A 24,470-nucleotide genomic window follows, 5' to 3' on the forward strand; every position below is an offset into this window, starting at 1 on the left:
TGACCGGGTCCGTCACCGGCCGGGATGTCCATCGTCGAGCCGGAGTTGATGCAGAGCAGGTGCTCCTGGCTCTTGGCGTCCTCCTGCATGACGTAGTGGGAGTCGTTGGTCGCCAGCAGCGGGATCTGCATGTCCTTGGCCAGGCGCAGCAGCCCGTCCTTGACCCGGGTCTCGATGTCGAGGCCGTGGTCCATCAGCTCGAGGAAGTAGTTGTCCTTGCCGAGGATGTCCTGGAAGTCGCCGGCGACCTGCTTGGCCGCCTCGTAGTTGCCGTGACGCAGGTGGACCTGGACCTCGCCGGACGGGCAGCCGGTGGTGCCGATGATGCCCTTGCCGTGCTGCGAGAGGAGCTCACGGTCCATGCGCGGGTGCTTGAAGAACCCGTCGCGCCACGCGCCGGTGGAGAGCCGGAAGAGGTTGTGCATGCCCTCGGTCGACTCGCTCAGCAGCGTCATGTGCGTGTAGGCGCCGCGGTTGGAGACGTCGTCGGGACCGCCGCCGTAGAAGTTGACGCCCTTGCGCTCGAAGCGGGAGATGTTGGGCGCGAAGTAGGCCTCGATGCCGATGATCGGCTTGACCCCGGCCTGCTTCGCCTTCGTGTAGAACTCATAGGCCCCGAACACGTTGCCGTGGTCGGTCATCGCGACCGCCGGCATGCCGAGGTCGGCCGCCCGCTGGGTCAGCGCGCCGAGCCGGGCGGCACCGTCGAGCATGGAGTACTCGGTGTGGACGTGCAGGTGGACGAAGGAGTCGGAAGAACCTGTCGTCATGTCTGCTTCGGGCTCCTCGCCGGTCGAGATAGGGCATGCTGCAGCGGCCACGACGACCTCGGTGGAAGGCGTCGGACGTCTCGCTGGGGGAAGAGGACCAGCCTACGCGAACCGCTCCGAGCATGGTGGCAGGGCGCACCGACATCTCACCCCACCGCCTAGGCCAGCACCAGCGCCGCGACCCCCACGGTGACCACGACCGCGCCCGCCAGCCGGCGCCCCCCGTGCGCCTCGCCCAGCCACCACCAGGCGGCAAGGCTGCCCACCACGATGCTGGTGCTGCGCAGCGGTGCCACCACGGAGACCGGCGCGAGGGTGAGGGCGACCAGCACCAGCACGTAGGCCACCGGGGAGAGCACCGCCACCGCGAGGCCCGTGCGCCAGTGGCGGCGCAGCACCGCTCCCGCTCCCCCGAGCCGACCCGCGCACGCCACGGTGAGCACGACGACCATCCACGCCCCGCCCACCGCGTAGTAGGTGACCGGGTCGACCCCCAGCCCGCCGACCGCGTGGGCGTCCCAGAGCGTGTAGCCGGCGATCGCGGCCGCGATCAGCAGCCCCCAGCGCAGCCCTGCGGCGCGACGTGCGCGCGACTCGGGCGCCGCCGCCCCGGTCGAGACCACGCCCACCCCTGCCGTGATCAGCGCGATGCCCACCCAGCCCAGCACCCCCGGTCGTTCTCCGAGCACCGCCACGGCGAAGCCGGCGGCGACGACCGGCCCGAGCCCCCGGGCCACGGGGTAGGTGACGTTGAGGTCGCTGCGCGCGTAGGCCGCCTGCAGCGAGACGGCGTACGCCGTGTGGAGGAGCGCGCTGACCGCCCCGGCGCCGACCAGGGTCCACGAGACCTCGGCCCCGAGCAGCACCGCCACGAGGGCGGCCGGGGCGAGCAGGACCAGCGAGAGGACGGAGTAGACCCAGACGAACAGGCCGCTGTCCTCGGCGTGGGCCCGGCTGGCCAGGAGGTTCCACGCGGCGTGCGCCACGGACCCGGCCAGGGTCAGGACGACGGCGATCAGCACCGGGGGTGCGCCGCTCTCACGTGCGGGCCGCGTCCAGGCTCTCGGTGATGATGGTGTGGACGATCCGCTCGATCCGCTCGGCCCCCAGGGCCGGCGCACGGGCGGCCAGCGCCGTGGCGATCTGGTGCTCACGGGCGAGGTCTCGCTGCGTGGGGTCGGCCTTGAGCGGCTGGACCGCGCGGGTCAGGGCGGCGCGGCGCGCGAGCAGGTCGCCGAGCTGGACGTCGACCTCGTCGATGAGGCCGCGGAGGAAGGCGAACGGGTCGGCGCCGGTCCAGGCCATCTTGATGTCGGGCGAGTGCTCCTCGTTGGCCGAGCCGTCCGTGCGCTCGAGCTCCACGAGCCCGTGGCGGGCGTAGAACGCCCGCGCCGGCGCGTTGCTCTCGAACACCCAGAGGCAGAAGCCGTCGGGACGCACCGAGGTGGCGACGTCGAGCAGCGCCGAGCCGACGCCCTGGCGGGCGTGGGACGGCTCGACGTAGAGGTCGTCGAGCCAGACGTCGGTCAGGCGCGCGTAGCCCACCACAGCGCCGTCGTGCTCGGCCACCCAGACCTCGTCGGACTGCAGCCGGACAGCGAGCCAGCGTCGTACGTCGTCGTCGGGATGCACGGCCGGCGGCATCGGCGCCGCACGCCGCGCGCGCAGGTGGACCGACGCGACGTCGTGGGCGTCGAGCGGCGTCGCCGGTCGGAGGACCAGGTCAGTCGGCATCGCGGATGATCTCGAGGGCACGGGAGAGGTCGTCGGGGTAGGTCGACTCGTACTCCACGTAGGCGCCCGAGTCGGGGTGCTCGAAGCCGAGCTTGACCGCGTGCAGCCACTGGCGCTCCAGGCCCACCCGACGCGACAGGGTGGGGTCGGCGCCGTAGGTGATGTCGCCGACGCACGGGTGCTTGAGCGCCGCCATGTGCACGCGGATCTGGTGGGTGCGACCCGTCTCGAGGTGCACCTCCAGCAGGCTGGCGAACCGGTGTGCCTCGAGGGTCTCGTAGTGCGTCACGCTGGGACGCCCGTCACCCATGACCGCGAACTTGTAGTCGGCGCGGGGGTGGCGGCCGATGGGCGCGTCGATGGTGCCCTCGTGCGGGTCGGGGTGCCCCTGGACGAGGGCGTGGTAGGTCTTGTCGACCGTGCGCTGGCGGAAGGCGTTCTTGAGCAGCGAGTAGCCGTGCTCGGACTTGGTGATCACCATGACGCCCGAGGTGCCGACGTCGAGCCGCTGCACGATCCCCTGGCGCTCGGGAGCACCGCTCGTCGCGATGCGGAAGCCGGCACCTGCGAGGTGCCCGACGACCGTGGGTCCGGACCAGCCCGGCGAGGGGTGCACCGCGACGCCGACCGGCTTGTCGATCACGACGATGGAGTCGTCGTCGTGGATGATCTTGATGCCCTCGACGATCTCCGGGACGATCTCGAGCGGGTCGCCCTCGAAGGGGATCGTCACGTCGAGACGGGTGCCGGGCAGCACGCGGTCGCTCTTGGCCACCGCGGCACCGTCCAGCGTGACCAGCCCGCTGGAGATCAGGTCCGCCGCTCGCGTGCGGGAGAGACCGAACATCTGGGCCATCGCGGCGTCCACCCGCTCGCCGGCCAGCCCGTCAGGGACCTGGAGACTGCGGTGGTCGACCTGCTGTGTCACGTCTGTTTCGCCTCGGGTTCGGTGCGCTCGGGATCGTCGGCGTCCTCACGGGTGCCGTCGATGCGGATGCCGCGGAAGGCCTGGATGAGGATCAGTCCCGCAGCGATGTTGATCGCCACGTCGGCGATGTTGAAGACCGGCCAGTTGGGGAGCATCAAGAAGTCGATGACGTGCCCGCGCAGGGGGCCGGGATCGCGGAAGATCCGGTCGGTGAGGTTGCCCGCGACGCCTGCGAGCAGGAAGCCCAGTGCCGTGGCCCAGCCGGCACTGCCGAGCCGGCGGCTCAACCAGAGGACGACCACCACCGCGACGATCGCGATGACGCTGAGCACCTCGGTGAACTGCGTCCCCGTGCTGAAGGCAGCACCCGGGTTGCGGGTCAGGTGCAGGACCAGGAAGTCGCCCACCAGGGGGATGTCACGGTCGGCGAGCTCGTCGACCGCAACGATCTTGGTCAGGATGTCGACGAGGTAGACGACCAGGGCGATCGCGGCGAAGCGGAGTCGCAGACGGCCACCCCCGTGGGTCGTGGACCGGGACTCGGGAGTGGCGTCGTCGTCGCTCAGCGACGTTCCTCGCGCTGCTTGCATGTCATGCAGAGTGTCGCACGGGGGAAAGCCATGAGCCGCATCTTGCCGATGGCGTTACCGCAGGACTCGCAGACCCCGTAGGTGCCGTCGTCGATGCGGGCAAGGGCCCGGTCGATCTGGGCGATCTTGTCGCGCTCGTTGTTGAGCACGGTCAGCTCGTGGTCCCGCTCGAAGCTGGTGGCGCCCATGTCGGCCTGGTCCTGGCCGGCGCCGTCACCGGCATCACGCAGCAGCCCGGACAGCTCGGTCTCCTGCGCCGCGACGATCCCGGTGCTGTGGGCGTGCTGCTCGCGCAGCTCGTCGAGCACCTCCTTGAGCTCGGCCTTGGTCCAGGCGTCCTCCCCCTCCTTCACCACGAGGGCGGAGACGGGTGCATCGTTGGCCGGAGCGGGCTTCTTCACCGAGGGTGCCTTCTGTGCGGGGGTCGTCGTCTTCATGGGTGCGGCCTTCTTGGCCGGTGCGGCCTTCTTGGCCGGTGCGGCCTTCTTGGCCGGTGCCGCCTTCGTGGCCGGTGCCGCCTTCGTGGCCGGTGCCGCCTTCGTGGCCGGTGCCGCCTTCGTGGCCGGTGTCGCCTTCGTGGCCGGTGTCGCCTTCGTGGCCGGTGCCGCCTTCGTGGCCGGTGCCGCCTTCGTGGCCGGTGCCGCCTTCGTGGCCGGTGTCGCCTTCTTCGCCGGTGTCGCCTTCGTGGCCGGTGCCGCCTTCGTGGCCGGTGCCGCCTTCTTCGCCGGTGCCGCCTTCTTCGCCGGTGCCGCCTTCTTCGCGGGTGCGGCCTTCTTGGCCGGCGCCGCCTTCCTGACCGGTGCCGCCTTCTTCGCGGGTGCGGCCCTCTTGGCCGGTGCCGCCTTCTTCGCGGGCGCCTCCGCCGTGGCAGCAGCCTTGGCGGGGCGGCGGGAGATCACCTTGCGTGCTGCGGACGCTGCCTGACCGGCCAACGACTTCCTGGTGCTTCGAGCCATGGAAAGGGCCTCCCTCGGACCGCAAGGACCCGCGACGACAGCCACGGGCTGCACGGAGGGTAGCCGGTGCGGGAAGTCGGCTCAAACCCGCCACACCGCGGACAGCAGAACGGCCGGCCCCGAAGGACCGGCCGTTCAACGCGCGTGGGAGGGACTCAGCCCTCCTCCTCCCCGAGGATCGAGCGCAAACGCTTGGGCGCCGGCGTCTCGTCGGTGGAGGGAGCAGCCGTCTCGGCCTGTCCCTGCAGCGACTCGAGCTGCTGGGTGAAGTAGCTCTTGAGACGCGAGCGGTACTCGCGCTCGAACGAGCGGAGGTTCTCGACGTCGACGCTGAGCTTGTCGCGCTCCTTCTCCAGGTCGCCGAAGAGCTGGGTGCGACGCTCGGCGGTCTCGGTGTCGAGCATCTGCGAGCGGGTGCGCGCGTCGGACTCGAGCCGGTCGGCCTTGCTCTTGGACTCCGCCTCGAGGCGCTCGGCCTTGGTGCGGGCCTCGCCGATGATCTTGTCGGCCTGGTTCTTGGCGTCGTCGACGAGCTCGTCGGCGTTGCGCGTGGCGATCTCCAGCAGGCGGGCAGCAGCGTTGGAGGCCTGCGGCACCGTCTCGACCCGGATCGTCTCCGCGGGCACCTCGGGCGCGGCGGCGGGCGCGGGCTTGGGAGCAGGCTCGGGAGCCTTCTCCACCACGACCGGCTGGGGCGCAGTCTCGGCAGGAGCAGACATCGGAGCACCACTCTGCGCCGAGGCGAGCTTGGCCCGAAGGTCCTCGTTCTCCTTCGTCAGCCGAGCGAGCTCGGTCTCCACCTCGTCGAGGAACTGGTCGACCTCGCCCATGTCGTAGCCCTCACGGAGCCGGACAGGCGTGAATCGCTTGTTGCTCACGTCCTCAGGCGTCAGCGGCATGACCTCACCCATTCATAGATTGATCGGTTGGTGCAGTACGTGTGTCCGTCGAACAATAGCGCCTGCGTGGGACTGGTGTGACGTCGCACCGGGTGCGCGCCTCCCGCGGCGCCGCGCGCCCGCCCCAGGAGGTCAGGACAGGAGCACGACCCGGTTGACGTAGCGCAGCAGGTAGGCACAGATCATCACGATGATGAAGCTGAGGTCCAGCGCGAAGTTGCCGATGCGCAACGGCGGGATCAGCCGACGCAGCGCCTTGATCGGCGGGTCGGTGGCGGAGTAGACGACCTCCAGCACGACGAGCACGAGCCCCCGCGGGCTCCAGGACCGGGCGAAGACCTGCACCCAGTCGACGATGAATCGGATCCAGAGAAGTCCGATGAACACCCAGAGGATGACATCGATGATCCGGCCAGCTATTTCCACGACGTCCTAGCTCTGGTTGAAGAAGCCACCCTCGGCGATCCGCTGCTTGTCCTCGGCGGCGACCGTGACGTTGGGCGGGGAGAGCAGGAACACCTTGTTGGTGACGCGCTCGATCGTGCCACGTGTGGCAAAAACGAGCCCGGCCGCGAAGTCGACGAGCCGCTTGGCGTCCTGGTCGTCCATCTCGGAGAGGTTCATGATCACCGGCACCCCCTCGCGAAAGTTCTCGCCGACCGTGCGCGCCTCGTTGTAGGTGCGCGGGTGCAGCGTGGTGATGCGGGAGAGCTCCGCGACGACCCCGGTGGGGCCGGGAGCCACGGTGTGGCGACGACGCTCCGAGAGGTCGGAGACGGGCGCGGGGCGGGGCTCGTGGGCCCGGGGCGCACGCGCAGCCGCGACCGGCGTCGTCTCCTGGGTGTGGTAGTCGTCGCCGTCGTAGTCGTCGTAACGACCGGTGTCCTCGAGCAGGCCGAGGTATTCACCGATCCTGCGCATCGCACCGCTCATGACTGTTCCTCCGGAACTTCGCAGGCGCCCCTGTCGGGACGCACTTTCTCTGATGTGGACACTACTGGACCTGAGGCCGTGATCCGAGGACCGCGGAGCCGACGCGCACGTGTGTCGCACCCGCCTGCACGGCGTGCTCGAGGTCGCCGCTCATGCCGGCCGACAACCACGTCGCCTCCGGTGCCTGCTGGAGTACGTCGGCACGCAACGCCGCCAGCCGGGCGAAGGCTGCTGCCGGGTCGGCGCCGAGCGGCGCCACCGCCATGAGCCCCCTCAGGACGAGGTGCTCCGCGCCGGCGACGACCCCGACGAGGTCGCCCAACGCAGCAGGGTCGACCCCGGCCCGGTGCTCGGCCCCGGGCTCGTCCAGGCTGACCTGGACCAGCACCTCGACGTGACGACCACGCTCGGCGGCGCCCCGGTCGAGCCCGGCCACGAGCTTGGACCTGTCGACGGACTCCACGACGTCGGCGTAGCGCGCCACGGCGGCGGCCTTGTTGCTCTGGAGACCGCCGATGAAGTGCCAGCGCAGACCGAGGTCGGCGCACTCCGCGGCCTTGGCCTCCGCCTCCTGGTGCCGGTTCTCACCGACGTCGGTGACCCCGAGGTCGGCGAGGACGCGCACGTCGGAGGCGGGGAAGAACTTCGTGACGACGACCAGCTCGACCTCGCCGGGGGCGCGGTCCGCCTCGCCGCACGCTCGCGCGATGCGGTCGCGCACGGTGGCGAGGTTGGCGGCGAGCTCGTCCGACCGGGCCGTCACGGTCGGATCCTGATCAGGCCGGCCTGACGCCCGGCCTGGCGGCCGTCGCGTCGGTAGGAGAAGAGGTCGAGGCTCTCGCGGGTGCAGCGGGAGGCGTCGACGACGCGCACGCCGTCGGCCTCGAGCTGGGAGCGGACCCCGGCCCCGAGGTCGAGCGAGGGAGTGCCCCACGAGGTGGTCGCCACGGCCGCGGGCACCAGGGCACCCACCTCGGCCCGGAGCTCCTCGGGCACCTCGTAGCAGGCGCCGCACACGTGCGGTCCGACCCAGGCCGTCAGCTCCCGGGCACCGAGCTCACGCATCCTGGCCACGGTCGCCGGCACCACCGCCAGCGCCAGGCCGGGGCGTCCGGAGTGGACCGCGCCGACGACGCCGGCCTCGGGGTCGGCGAGGAGGACCGGGACGCAGTCGGCTGCCCGGACCATCAGCGTGACGCCGGGCCGGTCGGTGACGATCCCGTCGGCGGAGGGTCGCTCCCCCGGGGCGTCGGGGGTGACGACGTCGCAGCCGTGCACCTGGTGGAGGTCGGCGAGGTCGTCCCCGGGAGCGAAGTCGTCCATCAGCCGACGCAGGTTGGCGGCGCAGGCGGCCGGGTCGTCGTCGCCCTCGATCGCGAGGTTGAGCTCGTCGTAGGGCGCGGCACTGACCCCGCCGAACCGGTCGGTGAACGACAGGTCGACGGGGTCCAGGGCCGCGCGGTAGGCGTACAAGCGTCGTTACTTCAGGAAGTCCGGGACGTCGAGCTCGTCGTCGTCGTAGTGGACCTGACGGGGGGCCGGCTTGGGGGTCGTGGGGGCAGGCGTCGTCGACGCGCTCGACGCCGTCGTGGTGGGCGGGGTCGCCGGGGTGCGAGCACCCGCGAGCACCGACTGCTTCTCCACCTCGCCCTTGCCGGCGTCGTCGCGACGCGTGGCGACCGCGGCGGCCGCCGCCCGGGTCTCGGCCTGGGTCTGCGACGGCTTGGAGTCGCGGCGCAGGGTCTGACCCTCGTCGCGGCGCTTGGGCGCGCCACCGTCGAAGCCCGCGGCGATGACGGTCACGCGGACCTCGTCGCCCAGGGCGTCGTCGATGGTGGCACCGAAGATGATGTTGGCCTCGGGGTGGACGGCCTCGGCCACGAGCGCCGCCGCCTCGTTGATCTCGAAGAGACCGAGGTCGGAGCCACCGGCGATCGAGAGCAGCACGCCGTGGGCCCCGTCGATGGAGGCCTCGAGCAGCGGGCTGGAGACCGCCATCTCGGCCGCGGCCACGGCGCGGTCCTCGCCCCGGGCCGAGCCGATGCCCATCAGGGCCGAGCCGGCGTTGGCCATGACGGACTTGACGTCGGCGAAGTCGAGGTTGATCAGGCCGGGCGTGGTGATCAGGTCGGTGATGCCGGAGACACCCTGGAGCAGCACCTGGTCGGCCTGCTTGAACGCGTCGAGGACCGACACGTTGCGGTCGCTGATCGACAGCAGCCGGTCGTTGGGGATGACGATGAGGGTGTCGACCTCCACGCGGAGACCGGCGATGCCCTCCTCCGCGGAGCCGGCGCGGCGCTTGCCCTCGAAGGAGAACGGACGCGTCACGACACCGATGGTCAGGGCGCCCAGTGAGCGGGCGATGCGGGCCACGACGGGCGCGCCGCCGGTGCCGGTGCCGCCACCCTCGCCGGCGGTCACGAACACCATGTCGGCGCCCTTGATGACCTCTTCGATCTCGTCGGCGTGGTCCTCGGCGGCCTGGGCGCCCACGTCGGGGTTGGCGCCGGCACCGAGGCCGCGGGTCAGCTCGCGACCGATGTCGAGCTTGACGTCGGCATCGCTCATGAGCAGCGCCTGGGCGTCGGTGTTGATCGCGATGAACTCGACGCCCTTGAGGCCGACCTCGATCATCCGGTTGACAGCGTTGACGCCGCCGCCACCGATGCCCACGACCTTGATGATGGCCAGGTAGTTCTGTGCAGCTGCCACGGCGGCTTCACCTCTCGGGATTAGTACTGGGGATTGTCGATGGGGGTGTGACGGGTCACGCGGGGAAGAAGGTCGGCGAGTCGAGAACCCTGACCCTCAGCCTGAGGGTTATAGTTATGTCAACCTCGTCGTGACCACGACAGTAGGCAACGCCGACACCGAGGACGCGCAGACACGCCGCGACGCGAGCGAGTTGCCGCGAAGACCTGGCCGGACACGGCGCGGGGACGGACCTACCGGATGGTGGTGGGCGTGCCCGGCACGCTGACGTCGTACTCGCGTGCGTCCTGGCCCAGCAGCGCCTCGAGGACCGCGGCCTTCTCCTCGGACTGGGCCGCGCTCCCCCACCGCACCACCCGGTCGTCGCGCAGGACCAGGGTGATCCGGTCGACGGTCTCGACCTCGACGTGGTCGACCGTCGCCGCGAGGTCCTCGGGCAGCGCGCTGACCACCTCGGCCACCTCGCGCAGCGCGTCGGCGCTGGTCGAGGAGGTGGTCCGGACGCGGGGCAGGCCCGGCGGAGCAGGCTTGAAGGTCCCGAAGACGACGCCGGTGGCGTCGAGGCCGCGCAGCGACCCGGCGATCTCGAGCACTGCCACCGGCGTGCGCTCCACGACGGTGACCAGCACCTCGTGGGGCCAGGCACGGGAGACGTCGACGGAGGCGACGTCGGCCAGCGAGCCGACGCGGCCCCTGATCGCGTCGACGTCGACGCGGGCCAGCGGCTCGCCGACCGGGACGTCGGCGGCGGCCAGGACCTGCTCGTCGCTCAGCCGCGAGTTGCCCGTGACCTCGACGCCGTCGACGGCGAGGGCGTCGGAGAAGTAGACGGTGTAGACGCCCGCGACGGCGAGGGCCACGAGCGCGACCAGCGCGACGACCGGCTTCCAGCGCAGCCAGCGGCGGGCCCACTGACGACGGGCGAAGCGGCGACGCGTCTGCTGCGTCGTGCGCTCCCCCGCGTCGCGGGTGCGGGTGCGGGTCGAGCTAGCCATCGCCACCCTCCAGCAGCTCCAGGATCCGGGGACCGAGGGCGGTGACCGTGCCCGCTCCCAGCGTGACCACCAGGTCGCCCGGGCGGGCCCGGCGCGCGACCTCGGCGGGGACGGCGTCGAAGTCGGGCACGAAAGCGACCCGGTCGGCGGGGAGCGGCACCGCGTCGGCGACCAACGCACCGGTCACCGCCGGGTCGGCCTCCTCCCGGGCGAGGTAGACGTCCAGGACGACGACCTCGTCGGCCGCACCGAGAGCCTGGCCCATGGCCTCGCCGAAGATGCGGGTGCGGGAGACCAGGTGGGGTTGGTAGGCCACGACGACGCGCCCCTCACCTGCGACCGAGCGGGCGGCGACGAGGTCGCCGGCGATCTCGGCGGGGTGGTGGGCGTAGGAGTCGTAGACACGGACTCCCCCGGCCTCACCCTTGCGCTCCATGCGGCGACGGGTGCCGGTGAACCCCTCGAGCCCGCGGCGCAGCTCGTCGAAGGGACACCCGAGGCGCAGCCCCGTGGCCAGCGCGGCGGCGGCGTCCAGCACGTAGTGACGACCAGGGATCTGCAGGGTGACACGGCCCAGCTCGACGCCGCCGTCGAGGACCGTGAAGGAGGAGGTGCTGCCGACCAGCTCCAGGTCCACGACCCGCACGTCGGCGCGGGCGTCCTCGCCGACGCCGACGACGGTGATGCCCCGCTCCGCCGCGGTCGCGGCCAGGGCCGCAGCTCCCGGGTCGTCGAGGATGCAGACCAGGAAGCCGTCAGGATCGACCTTGCCGGCGAACTCGTCGAAAGCGGCCCGGTAGGCCTCCTCGGTGCCCCACTGGTCGAGGTGGTCGGCCTCGACGTTGGTGACGACCGAGGCATAGGGCTCGTAGACCAGGAAGGCGCCGTCGCTCTCGTCGGCCTCGGCGACGAACAGCTCGCCGGCCCCCTCGGCGGCGTTGGTGCCGGTCTGGGCGAGGTCGCCACCGATGGCGTACGTCGGGTCGGCACCGGCCGCCTGCAGGGCCACGGTGAGCAGCGAGGTCGTGGTGGTCTTGCCGTGCGTGCCGGCCACAGCCAGCACGCGGCGTCCGGCCATGACCGAGGCGAGGGCCGCCGAGCGGGGCAGCACGATGAGTCCCTGGCGCACCGCCTCGACGTATTCGGGGTTGTCCTCCTGGATGGCCGTGGACACGACCACGGTGTCGACCCCGGACACGTGCGCGGCGTCGTGGGCGAGGTCGACCCTCGCGCCGAGGGCGCGCAGAGCCTCCAGGGTGGGGCTGTCGGTGCCGTCGCTGCCGCTCACGCTGATGCCGCGCGCCAACATGATGCGGGCGATGCCGGACAGCCCGGCTCCCCCGATGCCGACGAAGTGCACGCGACCGAGGTGCTCGGCCGGCGTGATCACCGTGGGGATCGGCACCCTCACCAGCGGCCTCCTGCCGCGGTCTCGACCACGATGGCTGCCAGCGTGTCGTCGGCGTCGCGCGGGACCAGTCCCGACGCGGCGGCGCTCATCGCCGCGAGGCGCTCGGGGTCGGTGACGAGGCCGGGCACGGTGTCGGCGACCCAGTCGGGCGTGAGGTCGGCGTCGTCCACCAGCAGCGCTCCCCCGGCCTCGACGACTGCGCCGGCGTTGCGCGCCTGCTCGCCGTTGCCGATCGGCAGCGGCACGAAGATGGCCGGCACCCCGGTGGCCGCCGCCTCGACGACGCTGCTGGCGCCCGACCGGCAGACCATGAGGTCGGCGGCCGCCAACAGCAGGTCCATGCGCTCGACGAAGTCGACGACGACGTACGGCGTGCCCGTCGCGGTCGGCGTCGCCTCCCCCTGGGGCCCGACGACGTGCAGCACCTGGACCCCGGCGCTGCCGAGTGCCGCGGAGGCACCGGAGACGGCCTGGTTGAGCCGGCGGGCGCCCTGGGAGCCGCCGGTGACGACGAGCGTGGGCAGGTCGGGGTCGAGCCCGAAGAACGCACGGGCCTCCGCACGGCTGGCGGCCCGGTCGAGCTGGGAGATCATCCGACGGATCGGGAGGCCGACGTACTCGGCGTTGCGCAGCTCGGTGTCGGGAAAGCTCACCGCGACGCGGGTGGCGACGCGGGCGCCGGCCTTGTTGGCCAGCCCGGGCAGGGTGTTCTGCTCGTGGATGACCAACGGCAGCCTGCGCCGACGGGCGGCGAGGTAGGCGGGCATCGAGACGTAACCGCCGTAGCCGACGATCACGTCGGGCTGGATCCGGTCGATGATCGCCAACGTCTGCTTCACCGCGCCGCGCAACCGGGTCGGCACGCGCAGCAGGTCGGCGTTGGGGCGCCTCGGCAGCGGCACGGGAGGGATCAGCTCGAGCGGGTAGCCGGCGGCCGGGACCACCTTGTTCTCCAGGCCCCGGGGGGTGCCGAGACAGGTGATCTCGACCGTGGGGTCGAGCCGACGCAGGGCGTCGGCGGTCGCGAGCAGGGGGGACGTGTGGCCGGCGGTGCCACCACCGGCAAGGAGGACGCGCATCAGCCCAGTGTCCTCATCGGGCGGAGAGGCCGGACGACCGGACCGACCTGCGCTGCGCCAGGGCGCGTGCGGCCTCGGGCTCGCGGCGGGCGAAGCCGACCAGCAGACCGATCGCGACGAGCGTCGGGACCAGGCTCGAGCCGCCGTAGGAGACGAGCGGGAGCGGGATGCCGATGACGGGCAGCAGGGCCAGCACCATGCCGACGTTGATGATCATCTGGCCGATCAGCCAGACCACGATGCCGAAGCTGCAGTAGCGGACGAAGGGGTCGGCGGTCTCGCGGGCGACGCGCAGGGCGGCGTAGGCGATGGTGAGGAAGAGCCCGATGACGAGCAGGGTGCCGACCAGACCGAGCTCCTCGCCGAGGACCGCGAAGATGAAGTCGGTGTGGGCCTCGGGCAGGTAGCCCCACTTCTGCTGGCTGGCACCGATCCCCTGGCCGAAGGTGCCGCCACTGGAGAGGGCGTAGAGGCCGTGGGCCGGCTGCCACCCGGTGCCGTGGAAGTCCTTGAACGGGTCGATGAAGGTCGTGATGCGCTCGAAGCGCTCGGCGTTGCTCGTGGCCATCGCGAAGACCCCGACACCCACGATCATCGAGGCCATCGCGAAGAAGCGCATCGGGGCGCCGACCACCCAGAGCATGCCGAGCAGGATGGCGAAGAGGATCAGGGCGGTGCCGAGGTCCTTGCCGACGATCACCAAGCTGGTGGCCAGGAGCATCCCGGGCACGACGGGCACCACGATCTGGTGGAAGCTGTGGAGGCGCCGCTCTTTGTTGGCGTAGATGTGGGCAGCCCAGATGACCAGGGCCAGCTTGGCGATCTCGGAGGGCTGGATGACCAGCGGTCCGATCGCGAGCCAGTTGGTGTTGCCGTTGCGCTCCACGCCCATGAAGGCGGTGAGGGTCAGCAGCACCAGCGAGACCGAGAACCCGACGTACGCGAGCCCCCGGATCAGGCGCAGCGGCAGCCGGCTGGCGAGGACTGCGGCCGGGACCCCGATCAGCACCCACATCAGCTGGCGGCGCACGATGGTGAAGGAGTCGCCGGTGTATTCGTAGGAGCGGACGCTCGAGGCGCTCAGCACCATGATCAGGCCGATGGTGAGCAGCAGCGCGGAGGCTCCGAGGAGCAGGTAGTAGGACGTCAGCGGACGGCTCAGGGCGTCGCGGGCGGTCGTGGTCCAGCCGGTCGCCCGACCCGTGACCCCTCCTGCGACCTTGCCCAGCGGGACGCGGCTCCGGGTCTCGGGGTGCGTGGTCGTCACGTCGCTCCCCTCTCCTGGCCGGTGGTGCTAGTGCTGGTCGTCGAGCCTGTCCCGGACTGCCGCGGCGAACGCGTCGCCTCGTGCCGCATAGCTGGTGAACTGGTCCATCGAGGCGCATCCCGGTGCGAGGAGCACCGTGTCCCCGGCTCGTGCCATGTCGGCTGCCGCGTCCACGACGCGCCCCATCAGGGCCCGTCCACCGTCTTGGGTGTCAGTCTCTCCGCCGTCGACGGTCAACACCCGGACATCCGGCGCGTGTCGCGAAAGCGCCTCGGCGATCACGTCGCGGTCGCGCCCGATCAGCACGACGCCCCGCAGCCGGCTGCGGACGGCCTGCACCAGGTCGTCGAAGCGGGCGCCCTTGGCCAGCCCGCCGGCCACCCAGACCACGGAGTCGTAGGCCTGCAGGGAGGACATGGCCGCGTGCGGGTTGGTCGCCTTGGAGTCGTCGACCCACCCGACGCCGTCTCGCTCGGCGACCACGGCGATGCGGTGGCCGTCGGGACGGAAGGCCCGCAGCCCGTCGCGTACGGCGGCCTGGCTCACCCCGTGCGCGCGGGCCAGCGCAGCGGCAGCGAGCGCGTTGGCCACGAAGTGCGGCGCGTCGGAGGCCAGGTCGGACACGGTGCACAGCTCGGCGGCCGTGCTGTCCCGCGTCTCGACGAACGCCCGGTCGACCAGGATGTCCTCGACCAGCCCGACCATGCCGACCGAGGGCATGCCGAGCGTGAAGCCGATGGCACGGGCGCCCTCGACGACGTCGGCCTCGCGCACCAGCGCCTCGGTGGCCGGGTCGGCGACGTTGTAGACGCAGGCGCGCTGGGTGCGCTCGTAGATGCGCCCCTTGTCCGCGGTGTAGGCGTCCATGCCCGCCGGCCCGTCGTACCAGTCGAGGTGGTCCTCGGCGACGTTGAGCACGGCCGAGGCCTGGGCGCTCATCGAGTCGGTGTAGTGGAGCTGGAAGCTGGAGAGCTCGACGGCCAGGACGTCGTAGGGCGTCGGATCCATGACGGCCTCCACGATCGGCAGTCCGACGTTGCCGACCGCGACGCTGCGCAGCCCGGCGGCGCGCAGGATCGAGTCGAGCATCTGCACGGTCGTGGTCTTGCCGTTGGTGCCGGTGACACACAGCCACGGGGTGTCGTGATCGGGGTGGCGCAGGCGCCAGGCCAGCTCGACCTCGCCCCACACGGGGATGCCGCGGGCGTGGGCCTGGGCGAGCAGCGGTGCGTCGGGCCGGAAGCCGGGCGAGGTGACCAGCACGTCGACGTCGTCGGGCAGGGTGAGGGTGGCCCCGGTGTGCAGGTCGACGCGGGCGCCGAGCACCTCGAGGAGCTCGGCCTTCTCCAGCTCCTCGGGGTTGCGAGCGCCCTCGGCCAGCGCCGTGACGCCGGCGCCCAGGTGGAGCAGGTTGTCGGCAGCGGCGAAGCCGGAGACACCGAAGCCCGCCACGACGGTCCTCAGCCCGTCCCAGGCGTCGAGACGACCGAGGGACGAGGGGTCGGGCCGGCTCACCGGCGGATCACAGGCGGGCGACCCATTCGGCGTAGAAGACGCCCAGCCCGGTGGCCACGAAGAGGCCGGTGATGATCCAGAAGCGGATCACCACGGTGACCTGCTCCCAGCCGAGCATCTCGAAGTGGTGGTGGATGGGCGCGATCCGGAAGATGCGTCGCCCGGTGCCGGTCATCTTCTTGGTGGTCTTGAACCAGGTGACCTGGAGCATCACCGAGACCGTCTCGAGGACGAAGATGCCGCCGAGGATCACCAGCAGCAGCTCGGTGCGGGTGAGGATCGCGAAGCCGGCGAGGGCGCCGCCCAGGGCCAGCGAGCCGGTGTCGCCCATGAAGATGGCCGCGGGGGCGGCGTTCCACCACAGGAAGCCGAAGCAGGCGCCGGTGATCGCGGCCGCGATGACGGCGAGGTCGAGGGGGTCGCGGACGTTGTAGCACTGGCCGCTCGGGTCCTGCTGGCAGAACTGGTTGTTCTGCCAGATGTTGACCAGCATGTAGGCGCCGAAGACCATCACGCTGGCGCCCGTGGCGAGGCCGTCGAGCCCGTCGGTGAGGTTGACCGCGTTGCTGGTCGCGGTGACGATCAGCCAGATCAGCACCATCGCGAGGATCGTGGGCAGGACCAGCCAGTCGATCTCGCGCAGGAACGACACCTTCTCGGACGCCGGGGTGCGGCCGTTGGCGTCCTCGAGCATGGGTGAGAGCGCCAGGAAGCCGAAGATCACCGCAACGATGGTCTGGCCGACCATCTTGGCCTTGCTGCGCAGGCCGAGGCTGCGCTGCTTGGAGATCTTGATGAAGTCGTCGAGGAAGCCGACCAGGCCCATCCCGACGAAGAGGAAGAGCAGCAGCAGCGCGGACGCGGACGGGGCGCTGAGGGTGATCAGCTTGGCCGCGAAGTAGCCGACGACCGTGGCCAGGATGATGACCACGCCACCCATGGTGGGGGTGCCGCGCTTGGTGTGGTGGCTGGTCGGGCCGTCGTCGCGGATCTCCTGGCCGTAGCCCCAGCGCGTGAAGTAGGTGATCGCGACCCGGGTGCCGAGCAGCGAGATGAGCAGGGCGAGTCCGCCGCCCAGCAGGATCGCTCTCATGGTGTCGGGACCACTCCTGTCGTTGGATCTGTCGGGCCTTCGTCGAGCAGCCCGTCGGCCACCACCTCGAGGGCGGCACCGCGTGAGGCCTTGACCAGGACGACGTCCGTGGCCACGGCATTCTCCCGCAACCAGGCGAGTGCGTCGTCACGCCCCGCCGTGACGATCACCTCACCGTGCCAGTCGTCACGCTCGGCGAGTCCGTCCGCGATGCCGCGGGCCGGCTCACCCACGACGACGACGACGTCGGTGCCGTGGGCAGCGGCGGAGCGGCCGACCTCGCGGTGGCCGGCGTCGGCGTCGGGGCCGAGCTCGCGCATCTCCCCCAGCACCGCGACCGTACGTCGACCGGCGCGCTCGCCGATCGCGGCCAGCGCGTCGATCGCGGCCACCATCGAGGCGGGGTTGGCGTTGTAGGCGTCGTTGACGACGAGCAGGCCGTCGGCCCGCTCGTGCAGCTCCATCCGCCACCGCGACGCGGACGTCGCCGTGGCGAGCGCGTCGACGGCGTCGTCGAAGGTGCGGCCCACCGCGAGCGCCATCGCCACGGCGGCCGCCGCGTTGGCGACCTGGTGGGCACCGGTCTGGGTGAGGGCCACGCGGCGCCAGGCACCGTCGTGGCCAAGCTCGACGGTGGGGCGGCCGAGCGCGTCGAGCTCGAGCCCCCGCCAGGTCACGTCACCGTTGCCGTCGCCGCCGAAGGTGAGCATGCGGGCGCGGGTGCGTGAGGTCATCGCGGACGTCAGGTCGTCGTCGGCGTTGAGGACGGCCGTGCCGTCGGCGCCGAGGGCCTCGACGATCTCCCCCTTGGCCGCGGCGATCGCCTCACGGCTGCCGAACTCCCCGATGTGGGCGGTGCCGACGTTGAGCACAGCGGCCACGCTGGGCGGCGCGATGTCGCAGAGGTAGGCGATGTGGCCGATGCCGCGGGCGCCCATCTCCACGACGAGGTAGGCGGTGGTGGAGTCGGCGCGCAGCACGGTGAGCGGCACGCCGATCTCGTTGTTGTTGTTGGCCGCCGTCGCCACCGTGGGTCCGGCCGCGGCCAGCACGTGCGCGAGGTAGTCCTTGGTGCCGGTCTTGCCCTGCGAGCCGGTCAGCGCCAGCACGGGGACGTCGAGATGGTCGAGCACGTGCCGCGCCAGGCGACCGAGGGCCACCACCGGGTCGGCGACGACGACCGTCGGGGCGTCGGTGGGGCGGCTGCCCAGCACCGCGTGGGCACCGGCAGCGTAGTCGTGGCCGTCGACGCGCTCGCCGACGACCGCCACGAACAGCCCGCCGTCGGTGGCCGCTCGCGTGTCGACGTACGCCGGTCCGGTCACGGTCAGCGTCGGGTCGCCGTGGACGACGCCGTCGACGACGGTCGCGACCTCGGCCAGCGTCAGCGGGATCATCCGCGGGCCGCCAGGGCCTCGCGCACGACGACGCGGTCGTCGAAGGGGTGGACCACGTCGTGGATCGTCTGCCCCGTCTCGTGGCCCTTGCCGGCGACGAGCACGATGTCGCCGGGACGGGCCCGGCCCACGGCGTCGGCGATGGCGAGGCGGCGGTCGCCCTGCTCCACGACCTCGGCCTTCACCCCGGCGTCGATGCCGGCGAGCATCGCGGCCCGGATGCTCGCCGGGTCCTCGGTGCGGGGGTTGTCGTCGGTGATGATCAGGACGTCGGCCAGGTCGGCGGCGATGCCGGCCATGATCGGCCGCTTGCCGGGGTCGCGGTCGCCCCCGGCGCCGAGAACGATGATCACCTGGCCGTCGGTGAGCTGGCGCAGCGTGCGCAGCGCGGCAGCCACGGCGTCGGGCTTGTGGGCGTAGTCGACGACCACGACGAAGTCCTGGCCCGCGTCGACCTGCTCGAAGCGACCGGGCACCCCGGCGCCCCCGGAGATCCCCATGGCGACCGCAGCCGGGTCGAGACCGGCCTCCCCGCAGGCGGCGATGGCCGCGAGCGTGTTGGCCACGTTGAAGTCGCCGGGGACCGGGCAGCCGGCCGGGACGCTGAGCCCGTCAGGACCGCGCACGGTGAAGGTGGACCCGTCGGCGCGCAGGACCACGTCCACGGCCTGCCAGTCGGCGTCAGCACCCTGCGAGGACATGGTGCGCACGGGGGTGCTCGCCTCGGTCACGAGCCGGCGCCCGTGGGCGTCGTCGACGTTGACCAGCCCCAGCCGGGCCCGCTCGGGGGTGAACAGCGAGGCCTTGGCACGGAAGTAGTCCTCGACGTCGTGGTGGAAGTCGAGGTGGTCGCGGCCCAGGTTGAGGAAGACGCCGACGTCGAAGACGACGCCGTCGACGCGGCCCATCACCAGCGCGTGGCTGGAGACCTCCATCGCGCAGGCCGTGACGCCGCGCTCGCGCATCATCGCGAAGAGCCCGTGCAGGTCGGGCGCCTCGGGGGTCGTCAGCGTCGTCTTGATGTCGGTGCCGTCGACGCGGGTGCCGACGGTGCCGATCACCGCGGCGCTCACGCCGGCGCGCTCGAGCCCGTCCTCGGCGAGGCGGGTCGTCGTGGTCTTGCCCTGGGTGCCCGTGACCCCGATCATCCGCAGGGAACGCGCGGGCTCGCCGTAGACGTGCGCAGCCAGCCGGCCGAGGACGCGGCGCGGGTCGGTGACCACGACGACCGGGACGTCGACCCCCGCCTGCGCTGCCTGTCCGGCCGCCTGTGCCGCGCCGGACTCGTCGGTCAGGACCGCGACCGCACCCGCGTCGAGCGCGGCGGTCAGGAAGCCGATGCCGTGGGCGCGCGCGCCCGGGAGGGCGGCGTAGAGGTCACCGGGCACGACCCGCTGCGAGCTCAGGGACAACCCGGCGACCCGCACGTCCGTAGGATCACCGACGACCTGCGCCTCGCCGTACGTCGTCCTCAGCCAGGCGACGAGGTCCGGGAGCGCGAGGACCTCGGGGTGCTCGGGTCGGGTTGCCACCGGACGATCATGGCTCATCTCCACTCGACGGGCAGCCGGGAGGCCGGGGTGCCCGTCGGCGGGACCGCGTAGCGGCGCAGCGCGTAGCTCATGATGCGGGAGAACGCCGGGCCGGCGACCGAGCCGCCACCTCCGCCGTTGGTGGGGTCCTGGACCACGACGTAGACCGTGAAGCGCGGGTCGTCGGCCGGGGCGAAGCCCGCGAAGGAGACCGTGAAGGTGCCGTCGTAGCAGCCGCACTCCTCGCCGACGCGCTGCGCGGTGCCTGTCTTGCCGGCGACGCGGTAGCCGGGGACGGCCGCGCCCGGGGCGACACCCTCCTCGGGGTCGAGCACCCGCTCCATCATCAGCATCGTCTGGTGGGCGGCGTCGTCGCTGACCACGCGACGGGTGGTGGCGACGTCGGTGCCGACCTCGGTGCCCTCGTCGGTCGTGGCCGACCCCTTGATCAGGCTGGGGTCGATGCGCACGCCGTCGTTGGCGATGGTGTTGACCGCGGCGGTCATCTGCACGGCGTTGACCGACAGGGACTGGCCGAAGGCGATGCGGTCCTGGGTCTGGCTGGTCCACATGGAGTCGTCGGGCAGGAGGCCCGCGGTCTCGCCGCCGACGCCGATGTTGGTGCGCTGGCCGAGGCCGAACCGGGTGAGGTAGTCGCGCAGCTGGCCGTCCTCGAACTTGTCGGCCGCGAGCACGGTGCCGATGTTGGACGACTTGGCGATGACTCCGGCGAGGGTGAGCCTGAGCAGGCCGTGGTCGAAGTAGTCACCGATCGAGCGGTCCTGGCGGTCGAGCCGGCCGGGGACGAGGAGCCGCGTGCGGTTGGTGACCTTGCCGGCGTCGATGAGCCCCGCGACCGTGAGGACCTTCTCGACCGAGCCGGGCTCGTAGACGTCGGTCATCGCGCGCGACTTGTAGTCGTCCTCGCTGGCCTCGTCGGGCTTGTTCAGGTCGTACGTCGGGTCGTCGGCCAGGGCGAGGATGTCACCCGTGCGCGTGTCCATGACGACGCCGATGCCCGACTCGCCCCCGGACTGGCGCACGGTCTGGCGCACGATGCGCTGGGTGAAGAACTGCAGGTCGCGGTCGATCGTGGTGACGAGGTCGCGGCCGTCGGTGGGCTCGACGATGGTGCTGTCGCCGAGCGGGATCTTGTTGCCGGCACCGACCTGGTAGCTCGTCTCGCCGTCGGTGCCGGCGAGGTAGGAGTTGAACATCGACTCGAAGCCGGCCGACGGCTTGGCGCTGCCGTCGGGGTTGGGGGTGCCCAGGAAGCCGACCAGGTTGGCCGCGACGTCGCCGGCGGGGTAGACGCGCACAGGGTCGCGCTCGGTGCTCAGGCCGTTGTAGGCGTCGGCGATCTCCTCCAGCTCCGCGAGCGCCTCCTCGTCGCCGTCCCGCTCGGCCTCCAGCGCCTGCTCGGCGGCGTCGCTCGCGCGGGCGCGCGCCTCGTCGATCACGGTCGAGACGATCCGGGCCGGCACCTGGCGGGCGATGTACTGGTAGCGGCTGTCCTCGACGCGCAGGCGCTCGAGGGTGCGGAAGTAGTCGACCGCCAAGCGGGTGGAGAGGAACTTCGCGAGCTCGGTGGCCCGCGGCGCGGTCAGGGCCGGGTCGGCGATGACCATGAGACCGGCGGCGGAGTCGGCGAGCGGTTCGCCGTTGCGGTCGAGGATGTCGCCGCGCTCGGCCGGCAGCGTGACGGTGACGGAGCCGTCGGCGGCCGCCATGGCGGCGTACTCGCGCGGGTCGAGGCCCTGAAGCTGCACCAGGCGGGCGCCGAAGAAGGACAGCACGATCGCGATCAGGATGAAGCCCGAGCGCATGCGCACGTCGGACGAGCCGCGCGTGCGCGGACGCAGCCGCTGCTGGCGGGTTCGGCTCACGGTCGGTCTCCTGCTCGACGGCGGCATCAGCGGGGGGAGCGCTGCTGCTGTTGGCCCTGCTGTTGTTCTTGGGACTGCTGTTGCTGCTGGGACCCAGTTCTACCGGTCTCGCCGCGACCCTGGCCGTTGCCACGCGCCGTGTCGTCGCGGTTTCCGCTCTGGCCCGGCTGGCCCGGCTGGCCCGGCTGGTGGGCCACCTGGTCGGCCGGGACGTCGCCGAAGACGGTCGTGACGATCGGAGCGGGGTCGAGGACGCCGGGACGGGTCGGCTGGTCGGGCACCAGGTCGAGGCGCTCGGCGGGCTCGCCACGCTCCCCCGTCACCTTCCCGCTCTCCAGGGAGAGGAAGAGCGGAGCACCGGCCGGCTCCATGCCGAAGCGGCGCTGCGCCTCGGCGGCCAGTCGCTGCGGGTCCCGGAGCTCCTCGAGCTCCATCTCCAGCGCCTGCTCACGAGCGGCGAGGTTGGTGGCCCGCTCCTGCAGGGCCGTCGTGGTGAACGACGCCTGCTGCATGGAGGTGTTGAAGAGGAGGAGCCCGACGACGCCGGCGAGCAGCAGCAGGCTCACCAGCGTCACGAACGGGACCTTCGGCGCGCGCGTGCGACGACGGGGCACGACGGTCAGTCGCGCCCTCTCGACGGCCGCGCCCGCAAGCCCTCGACCCTGGGTCGAGAGGCGTGATCGGACCGTGGCGGGTGCGGGACTGCTCATCTGCGCGGCTCCTTCCGGGAGGTGCTGGTGTGCTTCGTGCCGGTGCTGCTGCTGGGGTGGACTCGTTCGACGGCGCGCAGGCGGACCGAGGCGGCGCGGGGGTTGGCGGCGATCTCGGACTCGTCGGCCTTCTCCGCTCCGCGCGTCACCAGGCGCAGTGGCGGCTCCTGGCCCTCGGGCACGAACGGCAGGTCGACCGGGACCGTGGACCGCGTGCCCGCGGTGAAGGCCTGCTTGACCAACCGGTCCTCGAGGGAGTGGTAGGACTCGACGACCACCCGGCCACCGACCCCGATCGCCTCGATCGCCGCCGGCACCGCGCGGCGCAGGACGGCCAGCTCGTCGTTGACCTCCATGCGCAGGGCCTGGAAGGTGCGCTTCGCGGGGTGTCCCCCGGCCCGGCGGGCGGGCGCGGGGATCTCGGCGTAGAGCAGCTCCACCAGGCGTCCCGACCGCTCGAACGGCCCGGCCTCGCGCTCGCGCACCACGGCACCGGCGATCTTGCGGGCGAACTTCTCCTCGCCGTAGTCACGCAGCACCCGGGTCAGCTCACCGGCTGAGTAGGTGTTGAGCACGTCGGCTGCCGTGGGGCCGGTGGTGCCGTCCATGCGCATGTCGAGGGGCGCGTCGACGGAGTAGGCGAACCCGCGCTCACGCACGTCGAGCTGCATCGAGGAGACCCCGAGGTCGAAGAGCACGGCGTCGACGGAGGCCAGGTCGAGGTCGCGCAGCACCCCGGGGATCTCGTCGTAGACCGCGTGGACGCCCGTGAAGCGCTCGCCGTACGGCGCCAGGCGGCTGCCGGCGAGCTCGAGGGCCGCGGTGTCCCGGTCGATGCCGACGACCCGGGCCAGCGGGCAGCGCTCGAGGACCGCCTCGCTGTGGCCCCCGAGGCCCAGGGTGCAGTCGACGAGCACGGCGCCGTCGTGGTCGAGTGCGGGCGCGAGCAGGGCGACGACCCGGTCGAGGAGGACCGGGACGTGGGAGGCGGACATGTCAGCGACCCAGCTGGGCGAGCAGGAGGAAGGCGAGGGCGAAGGCCACCGACGTGCCGGCTGAGAACGCCATCACCGCGGCAGCATCACGCGCCTGGTGACGGACCCGGCGTGGTGCCGGCTGTGTGACGCTCATCGGACTCGACCCCGCTCGCAGCGCTCGTGCTGGTGACATGTGTGGACTAGGTGGTGCCGGATCCGCAGGGCCAGGTCTCCTGCCCGCTTCCCGAGGGAAGTTCCGTGTTCTGGCGCCGGGGAAGGTGCCCAGAAAGCGGGGGGTACAGGAAGCGGGCCAGAGACCTCGTCCTGCGGATCCGTTGTTGAGTTCGTGGTGCTTGGTGCCGGGTGGAGCGCGGTGGTGCTGACTACTCGTCGTCCTCGTCGAGGTCGGCGAACTTGAGGACCTCGGCCTCCTGGTACTCCCGCCACTTGGTGGGGTTCCAGATCTCGAGGCGGTCCCGGACGCCGATCACGACCACGTCCCGCTCGAGCCCGGCGTAGTCCCGCAGGTTCGCGGGGATGCCGATGCGGCCCTGCTTGTCCGGGACGACCTCGTCGCCGCCGGAGAAGAACATGCGGTTGTAGCCACGTGCGGCCTTGCTGGTCATCGGCTTCTCCGAGGCACGGTCGGCCTCGCGGTCGAAGACCTCCGGGGGCCAGACGACCAGGCAGTTCTCCTGACCTTGCGTCACGACAACCCCCTCAGCCAGCCGGTCCCGGAACTTCGCGGGGAGGAAGAGCCGACCTTTCTCGTCGAGCTTCGGCGTGAAGGTGCCCATGAACCGCATGGAGCACCTCCTCTATCCGCCACCGTCACCCACCGCACTGGCCGCTTCCTCCACTTTGCCCCACATTACTCCACTTTCCCCCACCGTCAACCACAAAGCGGCCGTTTCTCCCCCCGATCCGGGTGGTGGCCGGCAAGCCGGTGCGCTGCGTGACGGGCACTCAGCAGGCTCAGCAGGGCTCTGGAGGGGGCCGGTGGGGTGCCGGGTGGAGCGAGGTGGAGCGGATCGTGGGGAGATCGACGCCGTCGGGGCGCAACCAACCGGCGGTGCCGCGAGT

General features: G+C 71.8%; 26 protein-coding genes. 1 reads left to right on the forward strand and 25 read right to left on the reverse strand.

Annotation, left to right across the window (positions count from 1 at the left end):
• From RMN98_RS13720 to RMN98_RS13745, 6 genes are all read right to left on the reverse strand, one after another.
• Positions 1-770 (reverse strand): PHP domain-containing protein (locus RMN98_RS13720; RefSeq protein WP_309649381.1); only part of this gene is annotated, 770 nt, incomplete at its 3' end.
• A gap of 158 nt (positions 771-928) precedes the next feature.
• Positions 929-1,792 (reverse strand): DMT family transporter, encoded by an 864-nt coding sequence (locus tag RMN98_RS13725; RefSeq protein WP_309649382.1) that lies wholly within the window; start codon positions 1,790-1,792, stop codon positions 929-931.
• Between the two features lie 16 nt (positions 1,793-1,808).
• Positions 1,809-2,504, reverse strand: coding sequence for a GNAT family N-acetyltransferase (locus RMN98_RS13730; protein WP_309649383.1), 696 nt, complete (start codon positions 2,502-2,504; stop codon positions 1,809-1,811).
• Positions 2,494-3,432: an RluA family pseudouridine synthase gene (locus RMN98_RS13735; RefSeq protein ID WP_309649384.1), complete on the reverse strand. Its 939-nt coding sequence runs from the start codon at positions 3,430-3,432 to the stop codon at positions 2,494-2,496. The genes RMN98_RS13730 and RMN98_RS13735 overlap by 11 nt, the downstream gene beginning before the upstream one ends.
• The gene (gene lspA, locus RMN98_RS13740; RefSeq protein WP_309649385.1) at positions 3,429-4,022 is read right to left on the reverse strand and encodes a signal peptidase II; all 594 of its coding nucleotides are present in this window, start codon (positions 4,020-4,022) and stop codon (positions 3,429-3,431) included. Before lspA ends, RMN98_RS13735 begins: the two co-directional genes overlap by 4 nt.
• A complete protein-coding gene (locus RMN98_RS13745) occupies positions 3,995-4,459 on the reverse strand; it encodes a TraR/DksA C4-type zinc finger protein (protein WP_309649386.1) in 465 nt (154 codons plus the stop codon). Before RMN98_RS13745 ends, lspA begins: the two co-directional genes overlap by 28 nt.
• Here RMN98_RS13745 and RMN98_RS13750 point away from each other — a divergent pair.
• Complete coding sequence (locus RMN98_RS13750) at positions 4,458-4,946, forward strand: hypothetical protein (protein ID WP_309649387.1); 489 nt, start codon at positions 4,458-4,460, stop codon at positions 4,944-4,946. The genes RMN98_RS13745 and RMN98_RS13750 overlap by 2 nt on opposite strands.
• Positions 4,947-5,133: 187 nt before the next feature.
• Here the strand turns inward: RMN98_RS13750 and RMN98_RS13755 are convergent, their stop codons facing one another.
• From RMN98_RS13755 to mraZ, 19 genes are all read right to left on the reverse strand, one after another.
• Positions 5,134-5,877: a DivIVA domain-containing protein gene (locus RMN98_RS13755; RefSeq protein WP_309649388.1), complete on the reverse strand. Its 744-nt coding sequence runs from the start codon at positions 5,875-5,877 to the stop codon at positions 5,134-5,136.
• 132 nt (positions 5,878-6,009) lie between these two features.
• Positions 6,010-6,303, reverse strand: coding sequence for a YggT family protein (locus RMN98_RS13760; protein WP_309649389.1), 294 nt, complete (start codon positions 6,301-6,303; stop codon positions 6,010-6,012).
• Positions 6,304-6,309: 6 nt separating this feature from the next.
• The gene (locus RMN98_RS13765; RefSeq protein ID WP_309649390.1) at positions 6,310-6,810 is read right to left on the reverse strand and encodes a cell division protein SepF; all 501 of its coding nucleotides are present in this window, start codon (positions 6,808-6,810) and stop codon (positions 6,310-6,312) included.
• Positions 6,811-6,871: 61 nt separating this feature from the next.
• Complete coding sequence (locus RMN98_RS13770; RefSeq protein WP_309649391.1) at positions 6,872-7,573, reverse strand: YggS family pyridoxal phosphate-dependent enzyme; 702 nt, start codon at positions 7,571-7,573, stop codon at positions 6,872-6,874.
• The gene (gene pgeF / locus RMN98_RS13775) at positions 7,570-8,283 is read right to left on the reverse strand and encodes a peptidoglycan editing factor PgeF (RefSeq protein ID WP_309649392.1); all 714 of its coding nucleotides are present in this window, start codon (positions 8,281-8,283) and stop codon (positions 7,570-7,572) included. The genes RMN98_RS13770 and pgeF overlap by 4 nt, the downstream gene beginning before the upstream one ends.
• Positions 8,284-8,289: 6 nt before the next feature.
• On the reverse strand, positions 8,290-9,525 hold the full coding sequence (gene ftsZ / locus RMN98_RS13780) for a cell division protein FtsZ (RefSeq protein WP_309649393.1): 1,236 nt from the start codon (positions 9,523-9,525) through the stop codon (positions 8,290-8,292).
• Positions 9,526-9,758: 233 nt separating this feature from the next.
• Positions 9,759-10,520 carry an FtsQ-type POTRA domain-containing protein gene (locus RMN98_RS13785; RefSeq protein ID WP_309649394.1) on the reverse strand — a complete coding sequence of 254 codons (762 nt, stop codon included), beginning with the start codon at positions 10,518-10,520 and terminating at the stop codon, positions 9,759-9,761.
• Entirely contained in the window at positions 10,513-11,931 is a 1,419-nt protein-coding gene (gene murC / locus RMN98_RS13790) for a UDP-N-acetylmuramate--L-alanine ligase (protein WP_309649395.1), read from the reverse strand. Before murC ends, RMN98_RS13785 begins: the two co-directional genes overlap by 8 nt.
• Positions 11,928-13,010 carry an undecaprenyldiphospho-muramoylpentapeptide beta-N-acetylglucosaminyltransferase gene (gene murG, locus RMN98_RS13795; protein ID WP_309649396.1) on the reverse strand — a complete coding sequence of 361 codons (1,083 nt, stop codon included), beginning with the start codon at positions 13,008-13,010 and terminating at the stop codon, positions 11,928-11,930. Before murG ends, murC begins: the two co-directional genes overlap by 4 nt.
• Before the next feature lie 13 nt (positions 13,011-13,023).
• Positions 13,024-14,277 (reverse strand): putative lipid II flippase FtsW, encoded by a 1,254-nt coding sequence (ftsW, locus tag RMN98_RS13800; protein WP_309649397.1) that lies wholly within the window; start codon positions 14,275-14,277, stop codon positions 13,024-13,026.
• Between the two features lie 27 nt (positions 14,278-14,304).
• Complete coding sequence (murD, locus tag RMN98_RS13805) at positions 14,305-15,792, reverse strand: UDP-N-acetylmuramoyl-L-alanine--D-glutamate ligase (RefSeq protein WP_309649398.1); 1,488 nt, start codon at positions 15,790-15,792, stop codon at positions 14,305-14,307.
• Between the two features lie 7 nt (positions 15,793-15,799).
• Entirely contained in the window at positions 15,800-16,885 is a 1,086-nt protein-coding gene (mraY, locus tag RMN98_RS13810) for a phospho-N-acetylmuramoyl-pentapeptide-transferase (RefSeq protein ID WP_309649399.1), read from the reverse strand.
• Positions 16,882-18,282: a UDP-N-acetylmuramoyl-tripeptide--D-alanyl-D-alanine ligase gene (gene murF / locus RMN98_RS13815; protein WP_309649400.1), complete on the reverse strand. Its 1,401-nt coding sequence runs from the start codon at positions 18,280-18,282 to the stop codon at positions 16,882-16,884. The genes mraY and murF overlap by 4 nt, the downstream gene beginning before the upstream one ends.
• The gene (locus RMN98_RS13820; protein WP_397209631.1) at positions 18,279-19,832 is read right to left on the reverse strand and encodes a UDP-N-acetylmuramoyl-L-alanyl-D-glutamate--2,6-diaminopimelate ligase; all 1,554 of its coding nucleotides are present in this window, start codon (positions 19,830-19,832) and stop codon (positions 18,279-18,281) included. The genes murF and RMN98_RS13820 overlap by 4 nt, the downstream gene beginning before the upstream one ends.
• Entirely contained in the window at positions 19,829-21,700 is a 1,872-nt protein-coding gene (locus tag RMN98_RS13825; RefSeq protein WP_309649401.1) for a penicillin-binding protein 2, read from the reverse strand. The genes RMN98_RS13820 and RMN98_RS13825 overlap by 4 nt, the downstream gene beginning before the upstream one ends.
• 26 nt (positions 21,701-21,726) lie before the next feature.
• A complete protein-coding gene (locus tag RMN98_RS13830; protein WP_309649402.1) occupies positions 21,727-22,410 on the reverse strand; it encodes a hypothetical protein in 684 nt (227 codons plus the stop codon).
• A complete protein-coding gene (gene rsmH / locus RMN98_RS13835) occupies positions 22,407-23,405 on the reverse strand; it encodes a 16S rRNA (cytosine(1402)-N(4))-methyltransferase RsmH (protein ID WP_309649403.1) in 999 nt (332 codons plus the stop codon). Before rsmH ends, RMN98_RS13830 begins: the two co-directional genes overlap by 4 nt.
• 1 nt (position 23,406) lies before the next feature.
• Positions 23,407-23,541, reverse strand: a complete 135-nt coding sequence (locus tag RMN98_RS13840) for a hypothetical protein (RefSeq protein ID WP_309649404.1) — start codon at positions 23,539-23,541, stop codon at positions 23,407-23,409.
• Positions 23,542-23,770: 229 nt separating this feature from the next.
• A complete protein-coding gene (gene mraZ, locus RMN98_RS13845) occupies positions 23,771-24,193 on the reverse strand; it encodes a division/cell wall cluster transcriptional repressor MraZ (protein ID WP_309649405.1) in 423 nt (140 codons plus the stop codon).
• Positions 24,194-24,470: the final 277 nt, after the last annotated feature.

It is taken from the genome of Nocardioides sp. (assembly GCF_031397825.1).
Taxonomy (GTDB): Bacteria; Actinomycetota; Actinomycetes; order Propionibacteriales; family Nocardioidaceae; genus Nocardioides.

What these genes read in the sequence shown, in the direction of transcription:
- mraY (WP_309649399.1), bottom strand. Translation starts at nt 16,885, where the DNA reads ATGAGAGCGATCCTGCTGGGCGGCGGACTCGCCCTGCTCATCTCGCTG.
- murG (WP_309649396.1), bottom strand. Translation starts at nt 13,010, where the DNA reads ATGCGCGTCCTCCTTGCCGGTGGTGGCACCGCCGGCCACACGTCCCCC.
- RMN98_RS13830 (WP_309649402.1), bottom strand. Translation starts at nt 22,410, where the DNA reads ATGAGCAGTCCCGCACCCGCCACGGTCCGATCACGCCTCTCGACCCAG.
- lspA (WP_309649385.1), bottom strand. Translation starts at nt 4,022, where the DNA reads ATGCAAGCAGCGCGAGGAACGTCGCTGAGCGACGACGACGCCACTCCC.
- RMN98_RS13785 (WP_309649394.1), bottom strand. Translation starts at nt 10,520, where the DNA reads ATGGCTAGCTCGACCCGCACCCGCACCCGCGACGCGGGGGAGCGCACG.
- rsmH (WP_309649403.1), bottom strand. Translation starts at nt 23,405, where the DNA reads ATGTCCGCCTCCCACGTCCCGGTCCTCCTCGACCGGGTCGTCGCCCTG.
- mraZ (WP_309649405.1), bottom strand. Translation starts at nt 24,193, where the DNA reads ATGCGGTTCATGGGCACCTTCACGCCGAAGCTCGACGAGAAAGGTCGG.
- RMN98_RS13730 (WP_309649383.1), bottom strand. Translation starts at nt 2,504, where the DNA reads ATGCCGACTGACCTGGTCCTCCGACCGGCGACGCCGCTCGACGCCCAC.
- RMN98_RS13765 (WP_309649390.1), bottom strand. Translation starts at nt 6,810, where the DNA reads ATGAGCGGTGCGATGCGCAGGATCGGTGAATACCTCGGCCTGCTCGAG.
- murF (WP_309649400.1), bottom strand. Translation starts at nt 18,282, where the DNA reads ATGATCCCGCTGACGCTGGCCGAGGTCGCGACCGTCGTCGACGGCGTC.
- RMN98_RS13820 (WP_397209631.1), bottom strand. Translation starts at nt 19,832, where the DNA reads ATGAGCCATGATCGTCCGGTGGCAACCCGACCCGAGCACCCCGAGGTC.
- RMN98_RS13755 (WP_309649388.1), bottom strand. Translation starts at nt 5,877, where the DNA reads ATGCCGCTGACGCCTGAGGACGTGAGCAACAAGCGATTCACGCCTGTC.
- RMN98_RS13750 (WP_309649387.1), top strand. Translation starts at nt 4,458, where the DNA reads ATGGGTGCGGCCTTCTTGGCCGGTGCGGCCTTCTTGGCCGGTGCGGCC.
- RMN98_RS13840 (WP_309649404.1), bottom strand. Translation starts at nt 23,541, where the DNA reads ATGAGCGTCACACAGCCGGCACCACGCCGGGTCCGTCACCAGGCGCGT.
- RMN98_RS13745 (WP_309649386.1), bottom strand. Translation starts at nt 4,459, where the DNA reads ATGAAGACGACGACCCCCGCACAGAAGGCACCCTCGGTGAAGAAGCCC.